This window comes from Paenarthrobacter sp. MSM-2-10-13, assembly GCF_011605365.1.
Taxonomy (GTDB): domain Bacteria; phylum Actinomycetota; class Actinomycetes; order Actinomycetales; family Micrococcaceae; genus Arthrobacter.
In genome coordinates this window covers 25987-50109 of record NZ_JAAOXO010000003.1, presented here as the reverse complement: position 1 = coordinate 50109, position 24123 = coordinate 25987, and the positions used below count along the sequence as shown (strand labels likewise).

Sequence of the window (24123 nt, the reverse complement as noted above, 5' to 3'; positions counted from 1 at the left end):
GGGTCCTCCGTGGATGGTTGTGGTGAAGCTTTTTAGCTCCCAACATCCTACGGTGTCTCGGTGGACACCCCGGAACCGGCCTCCTGAAGGGTGGTGGCCGCCGCGGAAATATTGCGGGCCATGGAAGGGAAGATGAACCCATGGAAAGGATAAACGCCCAACCAGTAGAGCCTTCCTGCCAAACCGCGGGGGAAGAAGATGGCCCGTTGTTTGTAGAGGCTGCCGCTGCCGTCGGGCTCTACCGACAACTCAAGCCAAGCACCGCCGGGAGCCCGCATCTCGGCCCGTAAGCGCAGCAGGTGTCCACGGTCAATCGCCTCCACCCGCCACCAGTCCACTACCTCGCCCGTGTTCAGGGTCTTGGGATGCCTGCGTCCGCGCAAGAGCCCCGCACCGCCCTGCAACTTGTCCAGCCAGCCCCGGACCCGCCACGCCAAGGGAAGGGAATACCAGCCGTTCTTGCCGCCGATTCCCTCAATAATGGTCCAAACGTGTTCAGGCTTGGCTTCGCTGTGGAAGGTCCGTTCGTCCAGGAACACTTTGTACCCGGCCCAGTCGGGGTCGCTCGGCAGGGGATCAGCGTCAATGCCGGCGTTGGCCCACGTGGTCTCCACCTGTCCGTCCCGTTCCTTGCCCAGAGCCAAAGCGACGGCACGCCGGTAGGGCGTCAGGCCGCCGTCGGGCTGTGGAATGTAACGGTCGACGTCGTGCTCCCGCGACACCGCGTCATGCTGCAGCGACTGCACCAAGGGCAGGGACATGGACAACGGAATGGGAGTCACCAGCGCAACCCACAGGCCAGCGAGCTTGGGCGCGGGCACGGGGAGGGCGATCACCAGTCGCCGCGGGAGCCCACGCTCCACGGCGTACTTGTTCATCATGTCCTTGTATTTCAGGACGTCCCGGGACCCAATGTCGAAGGATCGGTTCAGTTTCTCCGGGATGGCGGCCGCAGCTACAAGGTAATGCAGGACGTCGCGGACGGCGATCGCCTCAACCCTGTTATTGACCCAGCTGGGCGCCGGCATGACCGGGAGCGTCTCGGCCAGGTGCCGGATCATCTCGAAAGAGGCCGAACCCGAACCGATGACCACGCCGGCCTGGAACACGATGGAGTCAACCGCCGATTCAAGGAAAACCCGGCCTACGGTCTCCCGGGAACGCATATGGATGGAAAGATCCTCGTTCTCCGGGTGCAGTCCGCCCAGGTAGACAATCCTGCCCACACCCGCATCCGCGGCCGCTCCTGCCACGAGCTTCGCCATGGATTCTTCCTTGGCTTCAAATCCGCTGCCGGAAGCCATGGAATGCACCAGGTAATAGAGCACATCCACGCCGGTCAGGGCAGCGGCCAGGCTATGGGCATCGGAAAGGCTGTCCTGGATGATCTCAACCTCGTCATGCCACGGAACATCGGCAATCTTCTGTGGCGTGCGGACAAGGACCTTGACCTTGTGGCCGGCTTCAAGGAGCCGGGGGACCAGTCGCCCGCCGATGTAGCCGGTGGCGCCTGTGACCAGTACTGTCTTGGTCTCCTGCGGGGTATTGGAATGCGTAGCTTCCGAAGGCTGCAATGGAACTCCTGTGGCTGGGGGTAGAGGTAGGCTGGAATGACCCGGCATTCATCTGAATTTCCGGGCATTTGTGTTGCCTGCCCTTGGACCCACCCTAGGAGTTTCTGCCATGAGCCTCAACGGTCTGCGCCGCGCACTGGCGGAGGACAAGACTTTTGCGCGCGTTCGCACGGAGGCGCAGCGGTCCTTCAGCGACCGGAACGCCGACTACCAGATCAGCGCCCCCCAAGGGATGCGCGCGGTGTTGCTGGCCGAAATGGCCGACGCCCTGGCTTCCGCTGGCGTCGAAAAAGACGGCGCTCCTGTGGTCCTGGCAGTCACCGCAACCGGCCGTGAAGCCGAGGACCTCACCGCGGCGCTCGCCTCCTACCTCCCGGCAGAGTCCGTGGCCACCTTCCCCAGCTGGGAAACCCTCCCGCACGAACGGCTTTCGCCACGCTCGGACACCGTTGGCCGCCGCCTCTCGGTCCTGCGCCGCCTGACGCACCCGGAAAGCTCGACGGCGGCCCCCTTGCGTGTGGTGGTAGCCCCGGTTCGCGCCGTGGTCCAGCCGATTGTGGCCGGCCTGGGTGACTTGGTCCCCGTCACCTTGCAGGTGGGGCAGGAACGTTCCTTCACGGAAGTTGTCCGTGCCCTGTCCGATGCCGCGTATGCCCGCGTTGACATGGTGACGCACCGCGGCGAGTTCGCTGTCCGTGGCGGCATCCTTGACGTCTTCCCACCTACCGAGGACCACCCCATCCGCGTGGAGTTCTTCGGAGATGAAGTGGACCGGATGCGCTGGTTCGCCGTGGCAGACCAGCGCTCGCTGTCAGCACCTGGAATTCACCACCCCACTGAGCTCCACGCGCCCCCGTGCCGGGAGATCTTGATTACCGCGTCCGTGATGTCCCGTGCAGCCAAACTCAAGGCTGACATGCCTGCCGCGGCTGACATGCTGGAGAAGATCGCCGGCGGAATCGCTGTTGAAGGCATGGAATCGTTGGCACCTGTTTTGGTGGATGCCATGGTTCCGTTCGTGGACCAGCTTCCGGCCGGCTCGCTGTCGGTGGTCATCGAACCGGAGAAGGTGCGCACCCGCGCGCACGACCTCGCAGCCACCAACGAGGAATTCCTGGAAGCTGCCTGGTCAACAGCGTCCGACGGCGGTGCGGCGCCCCTTGATCTCTCGTCCCAGGCCTCCACTGACTTGCACGCCGCCAGTTTCCGCTCGCTCACCGACACCCGCTCGGCCGCCTTGGAACATGGCGTGTCCTGGTGGTCCATCACATCGCTTGCCTCGGACGAGGACCTGGTCCTGGACATCGATGTGCTCAACATGCGTGCCCGCGAACCTCGTGGCTACCAGGGGGACGTGGCCGAGATGCTGGAGTTCATCGGCTCCCGTGTGCGTGAGCAGTGGCGTGTGGTGGTGGTGACCGATGGTCCCGGGCCCGCCCAGCGTTTGGCGGAGCTGTTCCACGATGCCGAGATTCCCTGTTCCCGCGTTGATTCCCTGGATAAGGAACCCCAGCCGGGCATCATCGAGGTGACCACCGCCGCCGTCGGACGCGGTTTTGTCCTGGACGGCCTCAAACTTGGCCTGTTGACCGAAGCTGATTTGTTGGGCCGCGCCACGGCCAGCTCCACCAAGGACATGCGCCGCATGCCGTCCAAGCGACGCAATGCCGTGGACCCGTTGCAGCTGCATGCCGGCGACTTTGTGGTGCACGAGCAGCATGGCATCGGCCGGTTCGTGGAGCTCATCCAGCGCAAGGTGGCCGGAACGTCGTCCTCGGACGCCGGGCTGCGTGAGTACCTGGTGCTGGAGTACGCGCCGTCCAAGCGCGGCGCGCCGGGTGACCGGCTCTTCGTCCCCACCGATCAGCTGGATCAAGTGACCCGTTACGTTGGCGGAGATGCGCCGGCGTTGAGCAAGATGGGTGGCGCGGACTGGGCCAGCACCAAGTCCAAGGCACGCAAGGCCGTCAAGGAAATCGCCGGTGAGCTGATTCGCTTGTACTCGGCCCGCATGGCCTCCCGGGGTCACGCGTTCGCGGCCGATACTCCTTGGCAACGCGAGCTTGAGGAGGCGTTCCCCTATGTGGAAACGCCGGACCAGTTGACCACCATCAATGAGGTCAAGGCGGACATGGAGCGGGAGATCCCCATGGACCGTCTGGTTTCCGGCGATGTGGGCTACGGCAAGACCGAAATCGCCGTACGGGCAGCCTTCAAAGCCGTCCAGGACGGCAAGCAGGTGGCGGTTCTGGTGCCGACCACCCTGCTGGCGCAGCAGCACTACGAAACGTTTACCGAGCGCTTTTCCGGCTTCCCCCTGAGGGTAAAGCCGCTGTCCCGCTTCCAAAGCAGCAAGGAAGCGAAGGAAACAGCTGAGGGCGTCAAGAGCGGCGCCGTGGATGTGGTGATCGGCACCCACCGGCTCCTGTCCAAGGATTTTCAGTTCAAGGACCTGGGCCTGGTGATCGTTGACGAGGAGCAGCGCTTCGGTGTGGAGCACAAGGAAGCGCTCAAGAAAATGCGCACCAACGTGGATGTACTGGCCATGAGTGCCACGCCGATCCCGCGAACCCTGGAAATGTCGCTGACCGGTATTCGCGAAACATCCACGCTGGCCACCCCGCCGGAGGAACGCCACCCCGTGCTGACCTACGTGGGCCCGTACACCAACAAGCAGACCTCCGCCGCGATCCGCCGTGAACTCATGCGCGAAGGCCAGGTGTTCTTTGTCCACAACCGCGTCTCGTCCATTGAACGCATCGCCGCCCAGATCCGCGAACTGGTGCCCGAAGCCCGTGTGGAAGTAGCCCACGGGCAGATGTCGGAGAGCCGCCTTGAGAAGATCATCGTGGACTTCTGGGAAAAGCGTTTCGACGTCCTGGTCTGCACCACCATCATTGAGACCGGCTTGGATATCTCCAACGCCAACACCTTGATTGTGGACGGTGCTGACAAGTACGGCCTCTCGCAGCTCCACCAGCTCCGCGGCCGTGTTGGCCGTGGCCGGGAACGTGCCTACGCCTACTTCCTGTACCCCTCGGAGAAACCCTTGGGCGAGGTGGCGTTGGAGCGCCTCAAAGCGGTGGCCGCGCACAACGAGCTCGGTGCGGGCATGCAGTTGGCCATGAAGGACTTGGAAATCCGTGGTGCGGGCAACCTGCTGGGTGGCGAACAGTCCGGCCATATCCAGGGCGTGGGCTTCGACCTCTATATTCGCCTGGTGGGTGAGGCTGTTGCCGAGTACCGCGGCGAGGCCGAAGAGAAGGCCGCGGAGATGAAAATCGAGCTGCCTGTCAACGCCCACCTGCCGCACGACTACGTACCCGGCGAAAGGTTGCGCCTGGAGGCGTACCGGAAGCTGGCTTCCGCCATCACGTACGAAGCCATCGAGGAAGTCCTGGCGGAGCTTGTGGACCGCTATGGCGAGCCGCCGCTGCCTGCCCAAAACCTCATTGCCGTGGCCCGCTTCCGGGTAGGTGCCCGCGAAGCCGGGCTGTCCGACGTCGCACTTCAAGGCAACTTCATCCGCTTCTCGCCGGCGCAACTGCCCGAGTCCAAAACCATACGCCTCAACCGCATGTATCCGGGCTCGCAGGTGAAGCCTGCCTTGGACGCGGTGCTGATTCCCAAGCCCAAGACCGCGAGGATCGGCGGACGGGACCTCCAGGACGCCGAGATCCTTCAGTGGGCCAACAACGTCATTGAAGCGATTTTCGCTGATGTACCCGTGAAGGCTGGCTAACTGCATGATGGGAGGACATCACGCCGCGTCGGGAGCCGCGGCGTGGATTGCCATTGCCTCAACAGGCCCGTACGCCTTGGGCTGGTACCCCTTGGATTCCACCGGAATTTTGATTGGCGCCATGGCGACGGCGGGAACTGCTTTGGTGGTGGACTGGGACCACCGCCACAGCACCATCGCCAATTCGCTGCCCCCGCTGTCCAACGTCATTGCGGTGGGGATCGAAAAAGCCAGCGGAGGACACCGGCAGGGGACGCACTCGCTACTGGGCGCCTCCGCGTTCGTGGTGCTCGCAGCCATGGCGGCCCAGTTCCAGATGGTGACCCCTGTAGGCAAGCTTTCCATCGGCGCGGGGTTGCTCTGCATGTTCATGATCAACCTGGCAGCCAAAGCCCTGAACTTGTTCCCGAAGTCAGGCTGGATCACCAACTGGCTCTTCGCTGTGGTGATGGCTGGCCTGGTGACCTGGTTCGCGCCGGATCAATGGGGCTGGCTGCCGCTGTCCATGCTCACCGGGGTGGTGGTGCACATCGTGGGGGACATGATCACCGTTGGCGGGGTGCCACTCCTATGGCCCGTTGTCATCAAACCACCGAAGTTCCTGCGCAAATCCGTGATCCGGGGTATTTGGCGGCCGAATGGGGCCTTCTCCATCCCGTTGCTGGGACGGGCAGGTTCCCGACGTGAGTGGTTGGTCCTGATACCAGTCAGTGGCTACGCCATGGTGGGCATGGGCGTGGCCGCATGGACTCTGGCTCAACAGCACTGGCCCGGCGTGCTGGCGGCTCTGGTCGGGGTAGTGCAATTGCCGTGACAGGCCGCTAAATCAGCAGCGTGTCCCATTGTTGGCCAGAACGTTCCCGGGCGCATCCTCAAGCATGATGGAGCCGGCGTGGCAGGTGACGTTGTCCGTCACCACGATGTTCTCCAAATCGCCGTGGAAGTTGAGCCACGGGCCTTGAAGGTTGAAGAACTCGTTGTTCTTTACCGCAACGTCGCGGACCGCAGCGGCGCCGTCGTCGTAGTATCCGGTTTTGATTCCGTCCGGAGAACCCCAGAATCGGTTGCCGTCCACGGTGATGTTGTAGATCTCATGCGTCCCAACGGCCAATTGCAGGCCGGAGCCGTGCGATCCGCCGCGGACGTCGTTGTTTCGATACGTCACATCATGAACGGGTGCGCCGAGGGCCTGGGCCACGAGGCCGTCGTCGCCATCCGTCCCCTGCCTCTGGTCAACGGTGTTGCCCTCAACCAGGCCATGATGGGAATCGGTGATGTGAATGCCGTCCAGCTGATCGTAGCGGCCGCTGCTGGTCACCGAAGTGTTGTTGTTCCGGACGCAGAAATCGCTGCTGGCCACCACCGCGATTGAATAGGTGTAGGGATTGCGGGTGGTGACGCCCTCCACCACGGCGTTGGTGGAGTGACGGACATCCACCAGGTACTCGTGCAGGCGTCCCGGGAGGTTGCCCTCCAATTCGTCACCATTTTGGTCTGCGGTGAGTTGGGCGATGGTTACGTTCTGTGCGCCATTGGTGGTGATCAGGGGGTGCCCACCGAACGGTCCCTCGAATTCCAGAAACTCCGGGCCCGCTTTCAGGACGGTTGCCGGTCCTGCTCCACGGAGGGTTACGTTGCTCTTGAGAATGAGAGGGCGCTCCAGGGTGAAGACACCTTTGGGGAGTTGGAGGATCGCTCCGCCGCTCTTGGACGCTGTGTCTATGGCCTGCTGCAGGGACGTGGACGTGTCCTGAGGGTCCAGGTAGCCGTCCACCCTCCATTCTTGGACGCTGCCGGCCTTGCTTCCGTTGGTATGGCAGGGCCCGGGTTCTGCTCCCCGGGGTGCATCTGACTGACCCGGCGGTATGGGCCCACCGCAGCCTGTGAGAAGCAGTGTGGCAGCCAGGGAAAGGGCCAGCAAAAAGGAATGGCCCAGGCAGGAGCCTGGGCCATTCAACGTCATGAGCAGCGCTTAGCTTTCGCCTGCGGAGTCAGAGCGGCCAAAAACGGTCTGCGGGATCCAGAAAGCCAAGGCAAACAGGCCGAGGCACACGGCCATCGGCCACGGGTTATCCAGCGTCAGGAAGGACAGGGAGTAGATGGCGCCCAGGAAGAGCGCGATCATGACCACGAACAGCACAATGCTCTGGACGAGACTATTCTCTTTTTCAATGGGGGCGCTTGTGGCGTTCTTGGACATTCATTCCTCCTCGGCCCCGCAGGGCTCAAAATCTTTGACGGCAGCGGAAGCCTTAGTAGGCAGATGAACCCTGTTCACCTTTGACAATGGCAATTCCGGAACTCGCTCCGATACGTGTTGCACCAGCAGCAATCATAGCCTGTGCATCAGCCAGGGACCGCACGCCACCGGAGGCTTTGACGCCCAGGTCCGGTCCCACAGTCTTGCGCATCAGTGCAACGTCTTCAACGGTTGCGCCGCCGCCATTGAAACCGGTGGAAGTCTTAACGAAGTCCGCCCCCGCTTCCACAGCCGCTTCGCAGGCGATCACCTTCTGCTCATCGCTCAGCATGGATGTTTCAATGATGACCTTCAAGATGGCCTGGCCGGCGTGGACTACCTCGGACACAGCCCGGATGTCCTCCACCAGCGCGCCCTTGTCGTTGGCGCGGGCGGAGGCCATGTTGATCACCATATCGATTTCATCCGCGCCGTCCAGCACGGCACCCCGGGCCTCAAAAGCCTTCACGTCACTCGGCGTGGCGCCCAGCGGGAAACCGATCACCGAGCACGTGAGCACACCGGAACCCTTGAGGGCCTTGGTGACGGTTTTGACCCACACCGGGTTGACGCAGACTGACTTGAACTTGTAGTCGACGGCCTCCGCGCACACCTTGAGGACGTCAGCCTCGCTGGCCTCAGGCTTCAACAGTGTGTGGTCAATGTAGGAGGCGATATTTGCAGGGGCGACGGCTTCGTTGCTCATGGAATCCTTCCGTGCAGGGCGTGGCCGGCCCGGTGGCCGCAGGGTTGTCACTGCCCGTCAAAGGACCATCTTGCCACATGCGCCGGGGGCCTCTCCGGCCCCCGCCAGCAGCACCTCATGCGGCCAGCAGTGCCTGCTGATCCTCTTTCCCTGCACCGAGCAGCAAGCCCGAGGCGCACAACATTGCAGAGGACTCGGCGGAGAGAAGCAGACCCAGGCGAAGACCGTCGCAGGATGCGGCATCGCCGATCGCCCAGATTCCCGGCACGGAGGTGGTGAGGTCGCGCCCCACTGAAATGCCGCCGTCGGAGGCTATTGTGAGTCCGGCGCTTTCGGCGAGGTCGTTGCGGGCAGTGCGTTCCTCGGCCAGGACCACCAAGTCGCCCTTCATGCTGCTGCCATCTTCGAAGAGGATGCCGGTTGCCGGCAGTGTGGAACCTTGAGGACGGGCGTCTGGTCCGGTGCCGGTCTCAGTGCCCGGGAAAGGCACGACGGCGGTGGGGCGGAGGGTTGTGCGGACGGGGCGGACTCCGCGGGCCCGCAACACGGCCTCAGCCTGGCCCGCTGCAGGACCGTTACCCACCAGGATTCCCAGCGGGCGGCGGCCCACCAACCGGGTGACGTCTTTGACCGCTTCGCCGATGGAAACGGCGTCATCGATGGTGGAGTAGCTCAGGCCTGATTCGGCGCCTGCCACCGGCGGAAGGGCCGGGGCCGAGCCGGTGGCGATGACCAACTGGTCGTAGGAGAACTCCATGCCGTCCACGGTGGTGACGATCCTTGCGTCGGCGTCAATGAAGCTGGCCGCCTGGCCGAAGCGGACCGAGACCTGGGGGAGTTCGGCGAGTTCCAACAGGGCCTCAGGGCACTCGTCGCGGTTGCTGAGTACCGTGATGGTTCCCCGGAAGGCGCGCTGCCGGGAGTCGGACCCGCCGGCGAGTCGCCGCACCAAGGCCTGGGCCGCTGGGCCTGCGCCTGCAATGACGATGTGGTGGGAAGGTGCGGACGGGATGGCGGACATGTTTGGCCCTTTCGCTCATGTGACCTGCTGTTGTTCATCAGCGTAGGGGGCCGGTTTTTCGCGGGTGTTTCGCCGCTGTTGCCATCTAGGGCCTATCCGTAGCGTGGTGTTTACCGGCCGGTAATAACGTGCGTCACATGTGGGTCCCGCCGGGCCGGCTTCAATGCCCGTCTGGAGCGGTGATAGTGCAGATGTCATGATGGACGCATGAGCCACGTCACGTGCGATCTGACTGTTTCCCTGGACGGATATGTTGCCGGTCCCAACCAGCGGCTGGAGGAACCGTTGGGCGACGGCGCAGAGCTCCTGCACAGATGGATGTTCGAGGAGCCGGAGGCGAACGCACCCGAGATTGAGGCGATCCTGGCGGCAGGGGCCTTCATCATGGGACGCAACATGTTCGCAGGACCCGGACCGGCGGCGTGGGATAAGGAATGGCGGGGTTGGTGGGGCGATGAACCTCCGTATCACGCCCCCGTATTCGTTCTGACCCACCACCGTCGCGAGCCGCTGGAGATGGAGGGCGGCACAACTTTTTACTTTGTGACCGACGGCATTGAATCGGCGTTGGCGCAGGCCCGGGAAGCGGCTGCGGACAAAGATGTAGCGATTGCCGGGGGAGCGCAGACAGCCCGCCAGTACCTTTCAGCCGGGCTCATGGACGAGTTGCGGCTGCACATTTCACCCATGATTCTTGGTGGCGGGGAGCGATTGCTCGACGACGTGGGGAACCTGACGCTTGAGCAGACCGGGGTGCGCGGGACCGGGTTGGTCACGCACGTACGGTATCGACCCAACATAATAGGGTCATGACCCGTTCCCTCCGAGCTGTGGCCAGGGCTGCCATGGTCGCCGTGATCGTTTCTTTCCTGACGGCATGCAACGCGCCGGCGCCACTGCCCGAACAGGACCCCCCATCCATTCCGCACGACGCGGACACCGGGCAGACCATTGCTGAAGCCCGCGAGGCCATCGACGCTATTCCCGGGATTTCCGTTACCGACTTTGCGGGCGGAGGCCCACCTAATGTGAAGGGCAACACCGGTTACGCGGTGGCGTTCGACATTGAGCCCGGGTACACCGTCACCTACGGCGACTTGCTCATCGACTACATCGTCCGCAACGTGTGGGCTGTGGGCGAGGGCTATATGCCCAACACGCAGATCCAGATCTCTGCGAGCACCGCCGACGGCGAGCCATTCTTCGACCTCACAGCCGCAGCCGTGGGCTCGGCCTGGCTCAGCCCGCAAACTTCCACGCCCTCGGAGCACAACACCGTGATTATCCCGCTCAGTGCTGAGGACCCGGAGGGGGCACGGAACCTCTCCCTGTTCAAGAAAGACGGTTCCTGGCCGGGCGTCATACCGAAGCCTTTCTCCTATGACGTCACCGTCAAGAGTGGCTGATCCCACGCGACAGCCGCTCCGCGCGTTAGCGGCCCCCACGGCCGTGGTTTGCCTGAGTACAGGGCGTCGAGGACGCTAAGGTCGGCGCCGCTGACACTTGCCTTACCGCTGGCGCGTGACCTTGCGTGTCTGGCGGAACTCCTCGGGCACGTTGACAACGCCCTTCGGAACAGCAACCGTTATTCCCTTTTTGGTGACACTGGTGACCTTATGACCCAGCTGCTTGGCGTACTCAACCACGGGTCGCGAGGCAGCCCTGTTCCGGGCGATGGCGATGAGCACGATCGTGAGGAACGCGAGGGTCAGCAGTCCGGGCACCACGATGGCGATCGCCGGGCTGATGAGACCGTTCAGAAGCAGGGCCGGACCGAGGAACCACAGCGCGACAGAGGACACCATAAACCCGAGAACCAACTTCTCGGAGTGTGCGTGTACGGCCTGGGCGTGGGCCAGCTCATCCGGGTAGCGTTCCTTGACCATGCGTGTGATGTCGGCGCTAAGCGCGCCACCGAGTTGCCTGGTCCGGTCGGTCATTGCTCTCCTATGTGTTCGTGCCAGAAGTTGTTCGCTTGATCTTCCCTCAAAATACTCGTCATTCGTCTCACCGCGAGAAACCATCGCCCTGAGGTGCCGAGCGAAGCGGAATGGACAGGATGTCTGGGGTCCGCTGTACACTGAATTATCGAACATATATTCGAATAAAGGTGTGTTGTGGGCGTGATAGTCGGCCCCCGCGTGATAGATGCGGGCTTATCCCTGATGTCAGTACTGTTGGCACCTATTCCTGTGGCGGCGGGATATCCCTCGCCTGCGCAGGACTATTTTGATGGTCGGATTGATCTCAATGAGCATCTGATCAAGGATGTCACCAGCACGTTCGTGGTGAGGGTGACGGGTCAGTCCATGGAGGGTGCCGGGATCAGTGACGGGGATGAGTTGATCGTTAACCGGGCACTGGAGCCCAAGGATGGGTCCGTCGTCGTTGCTGTCCTTGATGGTGAGTTGACCATCAAAAGGCTGCGCGTCACGCCGTCGGGAGTGGTGCTGGAGGCGGACAATCCCAAGTATCCGGACATTCGAGTGCCCGCGATGTCGGAGCTGACCATTTGGGGCGTAGCCACAACGTGCCTGCATCACATTTGATTGAATCCAGCCGGTAGGGCTTCGCACCCTCTGGGTCGCCGACGCCCTCCTGGGCATCCTCTTCCCCACGCTGGCGGCCCTCGGGGAAGGCTTGGCCACGGGGGCCATCTACCTGGATTTCCGTACCACCGGCATCCCGTCTGCCCGGACTTTTCCACAATCCGGTGGGCGGGATGTTTTCTTGTCGGGGCCCGAAGGTACAGTAGAAGTATTCGAATATATGTTCGAATGCGCGGCGTGTCGTGCACTGAAACGGCGGCTCGCGTGCTAATGCCGATTTAGGGATGGAAATGTCCAAGCCAGCGCTCATGCACCGCATGCAGGAGATTGCCCATGTGGATATCAACTGCTTCTACGCCTCGGCGGAGAGGGCCTTCAACCCTGCGCTGGAGGGCAAGCCTTTGATAGTGCTGTCCAACAACGACGGTTGCGCCGTGACCCGGTCGCCCGAGGCAAAAAAGCTGGGAATCGGCCTGGGGGAGCCATGGTTCAAGCTCGCGCCACGGGCCGAGGAATGGGGATTGATAGCCCTGTCGAGCAACTACGAACTGTATGGAGACATCAGCTCGCGCGTCATGGAGCTCCTGGCCCGGTACTCAGCATGGCAGGAGGTGTACTCCATTGATGAGGCGTTCCTGGGAGTGAAGGGGCAACCGGATGACCTGCTGGAATTGGGGCGAACCATCAAGGTTGCCTGCCAACGGCATGTGGGGGTTCCCGTTTGCGTAGGGATCGCGCGCACTAAGACTCTCGCCAAGCTCGCCAATAAGTGGGCCAAGCATAATCCGGCCTTCAACGGTGTGTGCCGTTGGGACTCCGTCCCGCAGGCCCAACGCGAGGCACTCATGGCGCGGCTCTCCGTGATCGAGATCTGGGGCGTCGCCACCCGGCTCACAAGACGCCTGAACGCGATGGGGATCTTCTCCATCCTGGACCTGGTCCGGGCCGACCCTGTGGCGTTGAGGGATAAATTCTCCATCGTCATGATGCGCACTGTCTTGGAACTGCAAGGCACGCCCTGCATCCCCATGGAGGAAGAACGAATCGGGCGGGACCAACTGATTTTCTCCCGGTCTTTCTCCACGCCGATCACCACGGCCGCGGAGTTACGTCAGGTGCTCAGCGTTTACGGTCAGATGGCCAGTGCCAGGCTGGCCAAGCACGATCTTCAGGCCAAGTTGCTGACTGCCTTTGCTGCAACATCGGTCTACAACCCCAACGACAAATCGTTCCCCACTGTCAACGTCAAACTACCTATGCCAACCTCGGACCCCGTTCTGCTGACCAAGGCCGCACACGCTCTGGTTCCCAGGATCCAGGAAGGCGTCAGGTACGCCAAAGCCGGGATCATGGTCACTGACCTTCGCCCCAGCGGCAATCAGAAACCATTGGAAATCTTCGAGAACCCGCATGAAGAGCGGGGCATAGGCCCCTTGCTGGAGCAAGTCAGCAAGCGGTATGGCCGGGGCTCCATCGGTTTGGGCCATGCGGGCATCAAGGGCGGCCCGGACTGGTCCATGAAACGGGACATGCTCAGCCCCCGCTACACCACCAACTGGGACGAACTTCCCCTGGTGAAGGCGGCCTAGCGTGGCAGGGGAAACCGTGGCAGGAGACCTAAGCCCGCAGCCGGTAACCCCGCTTCACCACGGTTTCCACCAGCTTGCCGTCCGGAAGGGAGGACCGCAGCCGGCTCACCGTCATGTCCAGGGCGTGCACAGAGCCGCGCAAGTCCAACAAGTCAGAGAGAGCCTCCCGGGACAGTACAGCTCCACCCGCACCCAGCAGCGCTCGCAACAGCAGCAGGGGTGCCGGTGCAAGGTCCACCACCTCGCCGTTAATCCGCAAGCAGCGTCCGCGCAATTCGATGGTGGCGCTCTTTGTTTCCAAACGCCGTACGTGGTTCAACGAGAGATGTTCGGTCACCAGCCTGATCAGCGCACCCATGCGGTACCGGTCGGGAATCAGTGGCGTCAACCCGGCGTCGACCAGCGGTTGTGCGGTGACCGGCCCAACGGCCGCAACAGTTACCGGACCCTTCAGGGCTTCGATGAGCTGGCGGTAGAGGCCCATTTCGTGGGCGGTGCTCCACATCGCATCCACGGCGGGGGCGCTGGTGAACGTCAGGACGTCGAGGTTGCCACCCACCACGGCTTCGATCAGCCGCGGCAGTTTGTCTTCGCCGTCGGGCTTCACCCAGCGGTACGGGGTCACGGTCAGGACCGTTGCACCGGACATGCGGAGCCGTTCCAACTGGCGGACGTCGGTGTACCCGTGCAGCTGCACAGCGACGGTCTTGTTGCGAACGCCTTCGGCCAGCAGCATGTCCACCAGGGTCGCGGTGGTTTCGTCACTGCTGATTCCGACGTCGGCAAGACCGGCCGCCCGCACGGCGCCGCGGGCTTTGGGGCCACGGACGAACATGCGGCATGCGGACAGCGTTTCCAGGAGTTGCTCGCCGATGCCGAAAGAATCTGCGGCTTCACACCAGCGGCGCATCCCGTATGCCGTGGTGGCGATGCAGATGTCCGGTTTAGCCGCGATGATGGTGCGGGTGTCCTCAATGAGGACCATATCCTCCTGAACTGGGGCGATCTTCAAAGCCGGGGCGTGCAACACGCTCGCACCGCGACGCTCCAGGGCCTCAATGAGGTCCCGGGAGCGGCGGTGCGAGGTGACGCCAATGCGGAAACCGTCCAGCGGCGCTTCTACGGCTTCGGAAGCTTCCGGCGCGGCCGTAGCGTCCTGGACTTCGATGGCATGTGCAAGAGTCATGGGTTCTTACCTTCAGGCTTCAAGGAGCGAAGCCGCGAGTCGGCTCAGTTCAGCGGATGCTTCGGCATGGTTCCGGTTGGCTTCAGCAACGCGGACCACCTCGCCGATGACCAGTACGGCCGGGTTGCTGCAGCCGGTGGCCGCCGTTTCGATGGTACCGAGGTCCGCGATGGTGGTGCGCTGTCCCGGGCGGTAGCCACGTTCCACCACCGCCATGGGCATGTCCGGCCTCATCCCTGCCCGGCGAAGACCAGCGGCCAGCTGCGGCAGGGTACCGATGCCCATGAGGACCACGATCGTCCCGCCGAGGCCGGCAAGATGGGTGTGTTCCTTCTCGGTCAAGGGGGCATGGCCGGAGACCACGGTGAACATGTGGCTCACTTCGCGGTGTGTCACTGGAATGCCGGCTGCGGCGGGCACGGAGATCGCGCTGGTGACGCCGGAGATGACCCGGACGGGAACACCGGCTGCAACACAGGCCGCCACTTCCTCGCCACCACGGCCAAAAACGTACGGGTCCCCGCCCTTGAGCCGGACAACGTTCTTGCCCAGCAGGGCAGCGTCCACCATGAGCTTTTCAATGTCCCGCTGAGTTACTTTATGGAGCCCGGGCTGCTTTCCCACGTCCACGAGTTCTGCAGAGGTCAGATCGGCCAGCTCCTGGTAGGGAGCGAGCCGGTCATAAAAGACGACGTCGGCATCGCGCAGTGCGTCCACGGCACCCACGGTGAGCAGGTCCAAGGCCCCAGGGCCCCCACCCACCAGGGTCACATGGCCTTCGGCTCCGGGAGCAGGCTCAAACGCAACGGGAACCCCGGCGTCGCGGCAGCGTTCCACCAGCGGCAGCCAGCCGGCCCCGCCGTCGTCCACTACGGCCACCAGGAAAGGGCGCTCGGGCAGCTGGCCGTCACCTGGCATGCCTTCGGGGGAGCTGAGCCGGTACACGTTGGCGCCGGCCTTTTGGTAGCGGCGGACTGCTTGACGGGCAGATTGTTCATTTCCCGTAACCAGGACGTCGCGGCCGGTGAGATCAATGGTGAGCTGCATGGTGAACCCCTAGTTTTCTACGCCGACGGTTTCGCTGCGGACCGGGATGGTGGAAGCGATGAGCACGCCGCCCTTTTCCTCGTTGGTGGCCGGACGGATCTGGCCGCGCTCCGGTACGAAGGAAATGGACTCGTCCTTCTGGTTGGGGGCGTTGACGAAGGAACGGAAACGGCGGAGGCGCTCCGGGTCCTTCAGGGTCTCGGCCCACTCGTCCTCATAGGTGTCGATGTGCTTGGCCATCGCCGCCTCAAGCTCTTCAGCGATGCCCAGGGAGTCGTTGACCACTACTTCTTCGACGTGCTTGATGCCGCCGTCCAGTTCTTCCTGCCAGCGTGCGGTGCGCTGGAGTCGGTCTGCGGTGCGGATGTAGTACATGAGGTAGCGGTCGATGTACTTCAGCAGGGTTTCGTCGTCCAGGTCCTTGGCCAACAGCTGGGCGTGGGCCGGGGTGGCGCCACCGTTACCGCCTACATACAGGTTCCACCCATCGGCCGTGGCAATGACACCAACATCCTTGCCACGGGCTTCTGCACATTCACGGGCGCAACCGGAGACGCCCATCTTCAGCTTGTGAGGGCTGCGGAGGCCACGGTAGCGCAGCTCCAGCGCGATGGCCATGGCCACCGAATCCTGCACACCGAACCGGCACCAGGTGGATCCGACACAGGACTTAACCGTGCGAAGACTCTTGCCGTAGGCCTGACCGGATTCGAAACCGGCATCCACCAGTTCTTTCCAAATGTCCGGGAGCTGCTCAAGGCGGGCACCGAACATGTCGATTCGCTGGCCGCCGGTGATCTTGGTGTAGAGGTTGTACTTCTCAGCGACGGCTGCGATGACGCCCAGGCCCTTCGGCGTGATCTCGCCACCGGCGATGCGGGGGACCACCGAATAGGTGCCGTCCTTCTGCATGTTCGCCAAGGCGCGGTCATTGGTGTCCTGCAGTGCACCGCGGCCGGCATCCAAAACGTACGCGGAGTGCTGGCTGGCCAGGATGGAGGCGATGGTGGGCTTGCAGATATCGCAACCGGCGCCCGTGCCGTACTTGGCCATGATGTCTTCGAAGGACGTGAGCTCCAGGACGCGGATGGCGTCGAAGAGTTCCTGGCGGGAGAGGCTGATGTGCTCACAGAGGGCCTTGGAGACCTCGATGCCGGACTTCTTCAGTTCGCCTTCAAGGAGCTTCTTGAGCATGGGAACGCACGAGCCACACTGCGTGCCGGCCCGGGTGCAGCCCTTCAACTCACCGAGTTCCTGCACGGGGGAGTTGCCCTCGCAGGCACCGCAGCCATTGATGGTGTCGCGAATGGTTCCGGCGGCCACGTTGTTGCAGGAGCAGAGGATGGCATCGTCCGGAAGCTCGGTCTCCGGAGCCTCGCCACCACCGGCAGCGCTCAGGTAGGCGCCCGGCTCGGCGGACAGTTCGCGGCCCAGAAGCGGGCGAAGACTCATGTACGGGGAAGCATCGCCCACGAAGATGCCGCCCAGGAGCGTCTTTGCATCATCGGTGGTGACAATCTTCTGGTAAACGCCACGAGCGGGGTCCGCGTACACGATTTCCAGGGAGTGCTCGGTCCGGGCAAACGCGTCGCCGAAGCTGGCCACGTCCACGCCGGACAATTTGAGCTTGGTGGCGGTATCAAAGCCGGGGAACGTTGCTTCGCCACCGTGCAGGCGGTCGGCCACGATCTCAGCCATGGTGTTGGCAGGAGCAACAAGTCCCAGGCACATGCCCTCAAAGTTTGCTACTTCACCGATGGCCCAAATGCCGGCCACTTCGGTGGCACAGAAATCATTGATGACAACGCCACCGCGCTGGCCCAGGCTGAACAGCTGCTCTTCGCCTTCTGCTGCGCGGAAGAGATCGTCGCGAGGCTTGACGCCGATAGCCACGATTACCAGGTCCGCCTCAATGGTGCGGCCGTCAGCCATCAAGACTCCGGTGACATTGCCCTCGTCGTCCGTCAATACCTCGGAGGGGAAGACGCCGCCGTGGACTTCAAAGCCCTTCGCTTCGATCAACCGGCCCAGTGCCTGCCCCGCACCTTCATCCAGCTGGGTGTTCATGAGCCAGGGCGAGCCGTTGATGACAATGGGAGTGGCGCCGAGCTGCTCCGTGCCAGCCGCAGATTCCAGGCCCAGGAGACCGCCGCCGATGGTCACGGCGTTGACCTTACGGCCCAGCTTCCCGCTCAGTTCGGCGATGGCCTTATTGATGGCCCACACGTCCTCAAGTGTCCGGTAAACGTGCGTGTGCTCTGCGCCCGGGATGGGGAGGCGGGCTGCGTCAGAACCTGTAGCCACCACCAGGTGGTCGTACTCATACTTGTTGCCGGCGGCGGTGAGGACACTCTTGGCGACCGAATCGATCTTCACGGCGCGCTCGCCGGTGACCAGGGTCAGGGCCTCGTGGTCCCACATGGACGCATTGCCCAGGGTGAGGTCTACATCGGTTTCCGTCAGGGCCTTGCTCAGCGCCACACGGTCGTAGGGGAGGTGCGCCTCTTCGGTCAGCACCGTAACCTGCCAACCTTCAAGACCGCGATTGAACATGGCATCGGCGAAACGGTGGGCAGCGGGGCCGCCGCCGACGACGACGACGCGGCGCGGGTTCTCTGTACTTGAAGTGTGTCCGGTCACTGGTGGGCCTTTCGCAGATGTTGCATACGGATCTGTCGCAACTTGTGCTTCCAGCCTAGGGACGGGCAGTTTCGCTTCAGTTTCCCTTATGTTTCGTGATCTTAACTTCTGCATCACGAACGCATTTCATCAGGTGTGAGGTCTCTTTTACGCATTGGACACATACACGGACAACCGATGAAACACCGTGGTCTTAGCTTGGAGGAGTGGCCGCAAGTGTGGCCCGGTCCGGGGGAATGACGGTGAAAATACCAGCACCCGGACACTGTGAGAGGGGCTGAAATGACCGTAATTCTGGACCGTGCCGAGGACCTGACCACCACCGCCGCCTGGCACCGTATTTGCGCGGTGGACGAACTCGAACTGGCTTGGGGCGAAGCCGCGCTGATCGCCGGACGTCAGGTTGCCTTATTCCGCACAGCACCCACCGAAGTCTTCGCCGTAGCGCAGCAGGATCCGGCGACGCTCGCCAACGTTATGGCCCGCGGAATCATCGGATCCCGCGGAACCCGGCCCACCATCGCATCGCCGCTGCACAAAGAGGTCTACGACCTCGAAACCGGCGAATGCTTCACCAACCCCGAACTCAAGCTCGACGCGTTCGCCACCCGTTTGGTGGATGGTTTTATTGAGGTTGAACTCTAGGAGTTTTACAAACCCAATGCTTCGCTGACGTCCCTGAGAACATCATCCAGGGACGTTCGCGCTGCTTGGCGCGCGGCGGCAAGTTCCGCCGCGGACTCCACAGCCTGGATGACTTCCAGGTAACACTTGAGCTTGGGCTCCGTGCCGCTGGGACGAATAATGACGCGGCTCTGGTCCCTTGTGAGGTACAGCAGCCCGTCCGTGGGAGGCAGGGCTTCGCTTCCTTCGGCAAGATCGGTGAAAACCTCGACCGCGGACCCCCCGAACGCTTCCGGCGGGTTAACCCGCAGGCGATTCATCATGGCGTCCAAAAGCCCCAGATCCGCCACCCGGATGCTGAGCTGGTCGCTCGCATGGAGCCCGTGAACCAGGTAGAGGTCGTCCAGCGTGTCGAAGATCGTTTTGCCCTCGGCCTTTGCTGCCGCTGCCAGTTCCGCAATCAACACTGCCGCCGAGATGCCGTCCTTGTCGCGCACCAAATCCGGCGCCACGCAGTATCCCAGGGCTTCCTCGTACCCGTAGCTGAGTCCGGGAACCCTTGAAATCCACTTGAAGCCCGTGAGCGTCTCCTCGTGGGCGTACCCTGCTGCGGCCGCGATGCGCGAGAGTAGCCGGGAGGACACGATCGAGTTAGCGAACACGCCCGTCTGCGGCTCATCGCCGGCAGCGGCAGCCATGCGCGCCACCACGTGCGCGCCCAGCAGCGCTCCCACTTCGTCGCCGCGGAGCATCCGCCAGGCTCCCGTGGAGGGATCCAGCGCAGCAACAGCGGCCCGATCGGCGTCGGGGTCGTTGGCCAAAACAATATCTGCACCTGATTCTGCAGCCGCGGCGAGGGCCAGGTCCAGGGCGCCGGGCTCCTCCGGATTGGGGAACGCGACGGTGGGGAAATCCGGGTCCGGCTCGGCTTGCTCGGCCACCAGCGTGACGTCGGTGAACCCTGCGGCGTGGAGGACGGAGACAGCCGTTTCACCGCCAACACCGTGCATGGGTGTGAGGATGATTTTGAGGTCCCGGGCCGGGAAATGGTCCCGATCCACCAAAGCGGCCACGGCGTCTTCATACTCGGCGGCGATGGACATGGGCAGCACGGTCCAGCCGTCTTCTGCCAGCGTGATCGAATCCAATGCACCTACAGCCTCGATCTTGGCTGCGATCTCCGTGTCGTATGGCGCCACGATCTGCGAACCGCGTCCGCTTTCGGTCACGGCGTGCCGTCCGAGGTAGACCTTGTAACCGTTGTCTTGCGGCGGGTTGTGACTGGCGGTGACCATCACGCCGCCGTCGCACTTCAGTGACCGGACCGCGTAGGCGAGCAACGGCGTCGGAAGTGCTGCCGGCATGAGGAAGGTCTCGATGCCTGCTGCTGTAAAGATTGCTGCGGTTTCCTGGGCGAAGATGTCCGAGTTGTAGCGGGCATCGAAGCCGACGACGGCGCGAGGCCGGGTGCCTGGCGCCGCTGCGGCTATGGTCTCGGTGAGGAAAGCGGCGAGGCCTGCCGCTGCCCGGCGGACGACGACGCGGTTCATCCGGTTGGGGCCGGGACCGAGCGCTGCCCGTAGGCCGGCAGTGCCGAACTGCAGGGTGCCGTTGAAGCTGTCGCCCAGTTCCTGCGCTGCTCCCGCATCACCGCTCTCGGCGAGCTCGGCCAGCTCGACGAGAGCAGCCGCCGTCGCCGGGTCCGGGTCTTGGGAAGCCCATTGGCGGGCGTCGGTGATCAGCTGTTCGAATGCGGCATCGCTGGATGTCATAGGGTCAAAACTATCCTCAATGAGACCTTAGCGGGCAACGAGGTACAGGATCCCGCCCCAATGAGTGGTCGTAAAGGGTGAGATCCCGCCCCTCAGCGGAGTTCAAAGAGATCGGGAAGTAATGGTGAAGTCCGTGTCGCCGCCCGTGCTGAACACCGAGGTGGCCGCACTATCCCAGTCCGGGAAGAACGTGTCAGAAAGAGCCACGTCGCCACCCTCGGCGAAGACTTCCACGGAGGATAAGTCCAGGAGGATGGTGAGATGGACCTTGTTGCCGGGGGAGGGCAGCGCCACTTCATGAAACGGGCTGAACTTAGGGGAGAAGTTAGTGGTCCCGGCCTGTGAACGGTCCACCCTCACAGTCCCACTCTCCTTGTTATAGGAGACGCGCAGCCCGGACTCGGAGCCTGGTGAGTGCCGGAGGAGAACGCCTGCCTCGCGCGCCGACGTCAGGTCCATGTCCAGCTCGATCAACTGGGTGCGCCGGTGGAAGTCCTGGCCGAGGTCCTTGACTGCGGAGCCGACGGTGAGGTTTTTGCTCTTCACTTCACCGGCGCGTTCCATCGTTCCCCGGGCCACTCCGGCTATGGAGGATCGCAACTCAAACCTCTTCCCGCCCCGAACCAGGGTGAGTTCACGGGGAATCGCCATGGAACCGCGCCACGGTGTGGTGGGCACGTCCTGGGCATAGTCCCAGTTGCCCATCCACCCCAGGAGTACGGGTTTGTCCCCGGGTGCCCCGGAAATGGAGTTTGCGGCATAGTAGTCGGCGCCGTGGTCCAGCCACTGGGATTCGTCGAGCGGCGCGTCGGGAGCGGCCGCATCCTCGGCGGTAAAGCGTGTCCCATCGAATTCGCCCACGAAGTACTGCATGCCCGAGCCGCCTGCAATGCCGCCGGGGTTGATGCTCAGCAGCATGACCCACTTCTTGGCAGTGGAGTCCTCCACATCCATGTGCAGGAGTTCGGGTACTTCCCAGAGCCCTCCCTGTGCGCCGACGCCGGAGAAATCGCTCAGGTACTCCCAGCGGAGGAGGTTGGTGGACTTGAACAATTTCACTACCTGGGCGTCGGCCACCACGGTGGTCATCACCCAGTAGCGGCCTGGCTCGTACCAAGTGATTTTGGGGTCACGGAAGTTGTTGTTGGTGGGTGTCAGGTTCAGGACCGGGTTTCCCTGGTACTTCTGCCAGGTCATGCCGTTGTCCACGCTGAACGCCACCGACTGGGCCTGCGCGCCTTGGGGCAGCACGCCGTTCTTGCCGTAGGCGCTGGTGTAGAGGGCCACCATGGGTGGATTCTCCGCCGACCCGAGTCCCGAGGCGTTGTTCTTGTCCATCACGATGGAGCCGGAGAAGATCTCTTCCTCCGGGCTTGCCTCCATGGCTACGGGTTGCTGCTCCCAATGGACCAGATCAGTGCTGGTGGAGTGGCCCCAGGACATATTGCCCCACGAGTTTCCGCGGGGGTTGTACTGGTAAAACGCGTGATAGGTACCGTCGTGATAAACGAGGCCGTTGGGGTCGTTGAGCCAGTTCTTTTCAGCCGTCAGGTGGGCCACGGGCCGCCACGGATCCGACGCGGACGGGCGGGGCCCGCCCGGGGCGGGGACCGGCGTCGGGCCTTCAGCCTGTGTGCAGGACGCTGCGGAGAAGGCGACCACGACGGCGGCACTTGCGGCCAGCATTTGGCGACGCGAAAGGTGGGGGCTGGGAAAAGTCATGGGGGAGATCCTGGGGGTTTGGGGGTGGCAGGGGTGCCGGTCCCCGCGGGACCAGTCACCCCTGCCGTGGCCTGAGGGCCGAGGTGTTACTGCTTACTTGTAGAGGCCTTCGCCGCCAACACGGACGTTGGTGGGAAGGTAGCCGAACGGCCCAAGACCGTTCTTGCCGAAGCTGCGATCAACCTGGGTCACGCCGGCCTTGAAATTCATCTTCACGGTGGGTGACAGGGAGCCGCCGCGGACGCCGTCCACATTGTCAATGAACGACTGGACGAGCCCGCCGGGCTGGACGTAGTGCGAGTAGGCCTGGAACTGACGGCCGTTCTGGCGAGGGTCCGGACCCTCCGGTGCGTTGGCCGGCATGTTCAGGTCCGTGGGGGAGCCCAGGGCCAGGCCGCTGTTGTTGACCGGCTGGTAGTCGGAGCGGATACCGTTGCCGACAAAGCCGTAGACGCCGTCCGGTCCGCGCATTCCATCTGCGTACGTGAACTGGTGGCTGATGGTGAACAGATAGTACTTGTTCTTGCCGTTCTCGTTCTGGATGAAGATCTGCGGACGCTCAGTCTGATCGTTCACGCAGTTGGCGGAAAGGATGGGAGGCAGGAAGCTCCACTTGGTGAGGTCCTTGTTGTCCGCAACGGCGAGTCCCACGTTGGCAGTCTGGTACCAGGCCCCGGTGCTGTTGACCTGGGCCACGGTTTCGGCGTTGGGATCGCCCGGTTGGTAGCCAAGGTCTTCCTGCTTGCACTTGTAGGAGCCGCGGGTGCCGCCGGTGTTGCCTTCGAAGACCATGAAAGTCTTGCCCGGGTGGGCGGGGTCCGCGAAGGTGTACGGGTCACGGAATGCGAAGCCGGGGTTCTGGGCTTTGTTCTGGTACAGCTTTCCGTCCGGTTCCAGCAGCTTGGTGTGCTGGAAGCCGTCGAAGCTCACGCCGTCCTTGGTGGCATGGATGGTACCCAGTGCCTTGGCGATCGCTGCGTCCGGAGCGATACCGCCACCGCCGGCGTTCCGTTCGGCGACGTCGTAGAACGTGGTGGCCGTGTAGAAGACGTTGATCTTGTTGCCCTGCATGAGGCGGGTGGAACCGGACCACTCCGTATTCCCGATGGACGTGTTGTCCAGGAACAGGTGTCCGCCGTAGTTCCATTTATCCTTGGCAGGATCGGCGTTGGTCTTGCGGAAGAAGTAGCCGATCCTGGCGTTCCAGTGGCGCTGGTCGAAGCCGTAGCCGGCGTTCCGGTCAGCAACCAGGGAGAAGATGACGTCCCAGCCCTTGTAGCTGATCTGGTTGGCGTTCTCGTCCGTCAGGGACCACGTGTCCCAAACCCACACGTCCTCGTTCATGGCCGGGAAGTCCTTGGGGATTTCCGGCATGGTGACGTTGGGGCTCATGGAGTTCTGCCCGGGGGCAACGTTGGGGTTGCTCTGGGCCATGATCTGCTTGGCGTCGGCTCGGGTCCACTTGGACGTGAAATCTGCCGCTGGATCATATGCCTGCTGTGTATGGGTGGTCGGCAGTGGGAAGCCGGGCGTTGGCGCCGGCATGGTGCTCGAGGGCGGATCCGCCGGGAGGTTGGCCTGCGCGGCTGGCGCTACCAACAGGATGCTGCCGGCCACACCGGCCGCTGCTGCGACGGCTACTGCCTGTCGTAACCGGCGGCGCGGCCGTGGAGGGGTTGAGTGCGTGTTCATGCTTACTCTTCTCGCGGAGT

The 24123-nt window shown here is 63.2% G+C and carries 19 protein-coding genes; 7 read left to right on the top strand and 12 right to left on the bottom strand.

What is annotated here, in order from left to right:
* Nucleotides 1–47: 47 nt before the first annotated feature.
* Nucleotides 48–1574: an SDR family oxidoreductase gene (locus HAV21_RS08590; RefSeq protein WP_166841412.1), complete on the bottom strand. Its 1527-nt coding sequence runs from the start codon at nucleotides 1572–1574 to the stop codon at nucleotides 48–50.
* Nucleotides 1575–1683: 109 nt separating this feature from the next.
* On the opposite strand from HAV21_RS08590, the gene mfd reads away from it, so the two are divergent.
* Both mfd and HAV21_RS08580 read left to right on the top strand, forming a co-directional pair.
* On the top strand, nucleotides 1684–5316 hold the full coding sequence (mfd, locus tag HAV21_RS08585) for a transcription-repair coupling factor (RefSeq protein WP_166841411.1): 3633 nt from the start codon (nucleotides 1684–1686) through the stop codon (nucleotides 5314–5316).
* Between the two features lie 4 nt (nucleotides 5317–5320).
* Complete coding sequence (locus HAV21_RS08580; RefSeq protein ID WP_208096498.1) at nucleotides 5321–6130, top strand: metal-dependent hydrolase; 810 nt, start codon at nucleotides 5321–5323, stop codon at nucleotides 6128–6130.
* A 12-nt stretch (nucleotides 6131–6142) separates the two neighbouring features.
* Here the strand turns inward: HAV21_RS08580 and HAV21_RS08575 are convergent, their stop codons facing one another.
* The 4 genes from HAV21_RS08575 to HAV21_RS08560 all read right to left on the bottom strand — a co-directional run bounded on the left by HAV21_RS08575 (nucleotide 6143) and on the right by HAV21_RS08560 (nucleotide 9282).
* On the bottom strand, nucleotides 6143–7090 hold the full coding sequence (locus tag HAV21_RS08575) for a glycosyl hydrolase family 28-related protein (RefSeq protein ID WP_166841410.1): 948 nt from the start codon (nucleotides 7088–7090) through the stop codon (nucleotides 6143–6145).
* 198 nt (nucleotides 7091–7288) lie between these two features.
* Nucleotides 7289–7516, bottom strand: a complete 228-nt coding sequence (locus tag HAV21_RS08570) for a hypothetical protein (protein WP_142939818.1) — start codon at nucleotides 7514–7516, stop codon at nucleotides 7289–7291.
* A 52-nt stretch (nucleotides 7517–7568) separates the two neighbouring features.
* Nucleotides 7569–8261 (bottom strand): deoxyribose-phosphate aldolase, encoded by a 693-nt coding sequence (deoC, locus tag HAV21_RS08565; protein WP_166841409.1) that lies wholly within the window; start codon nucleotides 8259–8261, stop codon nucleotides 7569–7571.
* A 115-nt stretch (nucleotides 8262–8376) separates the two neighbouring features.
* Nucleotides 8377–9282, bottom strand: a complete 906-nt coding sequence (locus tag HAV21_RS08560; RefSeq protein ID WP_166841408.1) for an FAD-dependent oxidoreductase — start codon at nucleotides 9280–9282, stop codon at nucleotides 8377–8379.
* Nucleotides 9283–9489: 207 nt separating this feature from the next.
* On the opposite strand from HAV21_RS08560, the gene HAV21_RS08555 reads away from it, so the two are divergent.
* Complete coding sequence (locus HAV21_RS08555) at nucleotides 9490–10095, top strand: dihydrofolate reductase family protein (RefSeq protein ID WP_166841407.1); 606 nt, start codon at nucleotides 9490–9492, stop codon at nucleotides 10093–10095.
* Nucleotides 10092–10688 carry a hypothetical protein gene (locus tag HAV21_RS08550; protein ID WP_166841406.1) on the top strand — a complete coding sequence of 199 codons (597 nt, stop codon included), beginning with the start codon at nucleotides 10092–10094 and terminating at the stop codon, nucleotides 10686–10688. The genes HAV21_RS08555 and HAV21_RS08550 overlap by 4 nt, the downstream gene beginning before the upstream one ends.
* Before the next feature lie 102 nt (nucleotides 10689–10790).
* Here HAV21_RS08550 and HAV21_RS08545 read toward each other — a convergent pair whose 3' ends face one another.
* A complete protein-coding gene (locus HAV21_RS08545) occupies nucleotides 10791–11222 on the bottom strand; it encodes a hypothetical protein (RefSeq protein ID WP_166841405.1) in 432 nt (143 codons plus the stop codon).
* Nucleotides 11223–11399: 177 nt separating this feature from the next.
* Here HAV21_RS08545 and umuD point away from each other — a divergent pair, with 177 nt between their 5' ends.
* Both umuD and HAV21_RS08535 read left to right on the top strand, forming a co-directional pair.
* Nucleotides 11400–11831: a translesion error-prone DNA polymerase V autoproteolytic subunit gene (gene umuD / locus HAV21_RS08540; RefSeq protein ID WP_166841404.1), complete on the top strand. Its 432-nt coding sequence runs from the start codon at nucleotides 11400–11402 to the stop codon at nucleotides 11829–11831.
* A gap of 290 nt (nucleotides 11832–12121) precedes the next feature.
* Nucleotides 12122–13420, top strand: coding sequence for a Y-family DNA polymerase (locus HAV21_RS08535; RefSeq protein WP_208096494.1), 1299 nt, complete (start codon nucleotides 12122–12124; stop codon nucleotides 13418–13420).
* A gap of 28 nt (nucleotides 13421–13448) precedes the next feature.
* Here the strand turns inward: HAV21_RS08535 and HAV21_RS08530 are convergent, their stop codons facing one another.
* Genes HAV21_RS08530 through nirB form a run of 3 tightly spaced genes read right to left on the bottom strand, consistent with a single transcriptional unit; the run spans nucleotide 13449 to nucleotide 18293 of the window.
* Nucleotides 13449–14606 (bottom strand): uroporphyrinogen-III synthase, encoded by a 1158-nt coding sequence (locus HAV21_RS08530; protein ID WP_166841403.1) that lies wholly within the window; start codon nucleotides 14604–14606, stop codon nucleotides 13449–13451.
* A gap of 12 nt (nucleotides 14607–14618) precedes the next feature.
* Nucleotides 14619–15653 carry a uroporphyrinogen-III C-methyltransferase gene (gene cobA, locus HAV21_RS08525; RefSeq protein WP_166841402.1) on the bottom strand — a complete coding sequence of 345 codons (1035 nt, stop codon included), beginning with the start codon at nucleotides 15651–15653 and terminating at the stop codon, nucleotides 14619–14621.
* A 9-nt stretch (nucleotides 15654–15662) separates the two neighbouring features.
* On the bottom strand, nucleotides 15663–18293 hold the full coding sequence (gene nirB, locus HAV21_RS08520; RefSeq protein ID WP_166841401.1) for a nitrite reductase large subunit NirB: 2631 nt from the start codon (nucleotides 18291–18293) through the stop codon (nucleotides 15663–15665).
* Nucleotides 18294–18575: 282 nt separating this feature from the next.
* On the opposite strand from nirB, the gene nirD reads away from it, so the two are divergent.
* Complete coding sequence (nirD, locus tag HAV21_RS08515) at nucleotides 18576–18938, top strand: nitrite reductase small subunit NirD (protein WP_166841400.1); 363 nt, start codon at nucleotides 18576–18578, stop codon at nucleotides 18936–18938.
* A gap of 5 nt (nucleotides 18939–18943) precedes the next feature.
* On the opposite strand, the gene HAV21_RS08510 is transcribed toward nirD, so the two are convergent.
* The 3 genes from HAV21_RS08510 to HAV21_RS08500 all read right to left on the bottom strand — a co-directional run bounded on the left by HAV21_RS08510 (nucleotide 18944) and on the right by HAV21_RS08500 (nucleotide 24103).
* Nucleotides 18944–20689: a phospho-sugar mutase gene (locus HAV21_RS08510; protein WP_142939803.1), complete on the bottom strand. Its 1746-nt coding sequence runs from the start codon at nucleotides 20687–20689 to the stop codon at nucleotides 18944–18946.
* Between the two features lie 102 nt (nucleotides 20690–20791).
* Nucleotides 20792–22411 (bottom strand): glycoside hydrolase family 32 protein, encoded by a 1620-nt coding sequence (locus HAV21_RS08505; protein ID WP_166841399.1) that lies wholly within the window; start codon nucleotides 22409–22411, stop codon nucleotides 20792–20794.
* 93 nt (nucleotides 22412–22504) lie between these two features.
* Nucleotides 22505–24103 carry a glycoside hydrolase family 68 protein gene (locus HAV21_RS08500; protein WP_142939800.1) on the bottom strand — a complete coding sequence of 533 codons (1599 nt, stop codon included), beginning with the start codon at nucleotides 24101–24103 and terminating at the stop codon, nucleotides 22505–22507.
* Nucleotides 24104–24123: the final 20 nt, after the last annotated feature.

What these genes read in the sequence shown, in the direction of transcription:
- HAV21_RS08550 (WP_166841406.1), top strand. Translation starts at nt 10,092, where the DNA reads ATGACCCGTTCCCTCCGAGCTGTGGCCAGGGCTGCCATGGTCGCCGTG.
- HAV21_RS08545 (WP_166841405.1), bottom strand. Translation starts at nt 11,222, where the DNA reads ATGACCGACCGGACCAGGCAACTCGGTGGCGCGCTTAGCGCCGACATC.
- HAV21_RS08555 (WP_166841407.1), top strand. Translation starts at nt 9,490, where the DNA reads ATGAGCCACGTCACGTGCGATCTGACTGTTTCCCTGGACGGATATGTT.
- HAV21_RS08580 (WP_208096498.1), top strand. Translation starts at nt 5,321, where the DNA reads ATGATGGGAGGACATCACGCCGCGTCGGGAGCCGCGGCGTGGATTGCC.
- cobA (WP_166841402.1), bottom strand. Translation starts at nt 15,653, where the DNA reads ATGCAGCTCACCATTGATCTCACCGGCCGCGACGTCCTGGTTACGGGA.
- deoC (WP_166841409.1), bottom strand. Translation starts at nt 8,261, where the DNA reads ATGAGCAACGAAGCCGTCGCCCCTGCAAATATCGCCTCCTACATTGAC.
- HAV21_RS08535 (WP_208096494.1), top strand. Translation starts at nt 12,122, where the DNA reads ATGTCCAAGCCAGCGCTCATGCACCGCATGCAGGAGATTGCCCATGTG.
- nirD (WP_166841400.1), top strand. Translation starts at nt 18,576, where the DNA reads ATGACCGTAATTCTGGACCGTGCCGAGGACCTGACCACCACCGCCGCC.
- HAV21_RS08500 (WP_142939800.1), bottom strand. Translation starts at nt 24,103, where the DNA reads ATGAACACGCACTCAACCCCTCCACGGCCGCGCCGCCGGTTACGACAG.
- mfd (WP_166841411.1), top strand. Translation starts at nt 1,684, where the DNA reads ATGAGCCTCAACGGTCTGCGCCGCGCACTGGCGGAGGACAAGACTTTT.
- HAV21_RS08570 (WP_142939818.1), bottom strand. Translation starts at nt 7,516, where the DNA reads ATGTCCAAGAACGCCACAAGCGCCCCCATTGAAAAAGAGAATAGTCTC.
- HAV21_RS08530 (WP_166841403.1), bottom strand. Translation starts at nt 14,606, where the DNA reads ATGACTCTTGCACATGCCATCGAAGTCCAGGACGCTACGGCCGCGCCG.
- HAV21_RS08510 (WP_142939803.1), bottom strand. Translation starts at nt 20,689, where the DNA reads ATGACATCCAGCGATGCCGCATTCGAACAGCTGATCACCGACGCCCGC.
- HAV21_RS08505 (WP_166841399.1), bottom strand. Translation starts at nt 22,411, where the DNA reads ATGACTTTTCCCAGCCCCCACCTTTCGCGTCGCCAAATGCTGGCCGCA.
- HAV21_RS08560 (WP_166841408.1), bottom strand. Translation starts at nt 9,282, where the DNA reads ATGTCCGCCATCCCGTCCGCACCTTCCCACCACATCGTCATTGCAGGC.